Here is a 441-nt window from a genome sequence, read left to right as displayed (position 1 = left end):
GCCATTAACCCCCACCACCAGATTGAACCCCGGCTGGAAATCAAAATGAGCATCTTCGTAACAACGAAAATTCTGCAGATGGAGGTGGTCGAGGCGCATGTCGGTTTCCTTTACCAGAACTGGCGGATGCGCCAGTGTACCTTGGCTCACTCTATCCGCCATCGCCCTATCTGTGACTAAACCTTCGCCCCCAGCGGCTGCAACCTCGCCAGCCGCAACGCTACCCCGAGGGCAATCAACAGCAACACCCCGATAAATAGCCCGATGCCGTTCCAGCCCGCGTAATGCCAGAACACTCCGCCACCGGTTCCGGCTACGCTTGAGCCCGCGTAATAGCAGAACAGGTAAAGCGAAGCAGCCTGACCTCTGGCCGTTGTCGCTCTGCGTCCCACCCAACTGCTGGCTACCGAATGCGCACCGAAAAAGCCGAAGGTGAATATC

At 57.4% G+C, this 441-nt stretch carries 1 protein-coding gene and 1 pseudogene; both read right to left on the bottom strand.

What is annotated here, in order from left to right:
• On the bottom strand, window positions 1-99 hold a 99-nt coding region (locus ALO43_RS30445; RefSeq protein WP_157062359.1), incomplete at its 3' end, for an AAA family ATPase.
• A gap of 77 nt (window positions 100-176) precedes the next feature.
• Window positions 177-441 (bottom strand): annotated as a pseudogene (locus ALO43_RS23185) (MFS transporter); the annotation flags it as partial.

Source organism: Pseudomonas tremae, assembly GCF_001401155.1.
Lineage (GTDB): Bacteria > Pseudomonadota > Gammaproteobacteria > Pseudomonadales > Pseudomonadaceae > Aquipseudomonas > Aquipseudomonas tremae.
The sequence above is the reverse complement of the archived record's forward strand: the minus strand, read 5'-3'. Positions and strand labels throughout refer to the sequence as shown.